At 72.0% G+C, this 585-nt stretch carries 1 protein-coding gene; it reads right to left on the reverse strand.

Going from position 1 to position 585, the window contains the following annotated elements; genetic code table 11:
• Window positions 1–585 (reverse strand): MmgE/PrpD family protein (locus DVK01_RS21110; RefSeq protein ID WP_147435229.1); only part of this gene is annotated, 585 nt, incomplete at both ends.

Here is a 585-nt window from a genome sequence, read left to right on the forward strand (position 1 = left end):
GGTGTAGCGACACGACGGATACGGCTTCTGGTAGGCCTCGGTGAGCCACCAGTCGTCGCCGAGCGAGTCGAACAGCGCGGCGAACTCGCCGTCCGCGAGGAGCGTCTCGAACGGGTCGTAGACGGCCTCCATCGCCGCGGGCGACCCGCGGAGGCCGACGGCGGTCAGCGTCGCGGCGCTCACGCCGGCCTGCGCGGAGAAGCCGGCGGGGACGTTCCGCGACGGCGCGCCCTCCGCGAAGGGGTCGTGCATGGAGACGACCGCGAGGTTCAGCGCGGTGCGAACCGTCTCGCGCACCTCGTCGGGCGACTGCCCCGCGCAGACGGCGGCGGTCAGCGCCGGGCCGAGCGTCGTCCACGTCGAGTGCGGGTCGCGGACGAGCCACGGTATCGCCTCGTTCATCCGCGCCTTCATGGCGAAGATGGCGTACTCGAAGCGCGCGCAGAGCTCGTACGAGCGGACGCAGGCCTCGACGAACGTCTCGCCGTCGACGTCGTTGGCCTCGGCGACGCCGACCGCGCCCGCGACGATGCTCGCGCCAACGTGGCCGCCGCGGTTGTGGCCCTCCTCTATCTCCTGTGTTAT

This window comes from Haloarcula sp. Atlit-120R, from assembly GCF_003665885.1.
Lineage (GTDB): Archaea > Halobacteriota > Halobacteria > Halobacteriales > Haloarculaceae > Haloarcula > Haloarcula taiwanensis.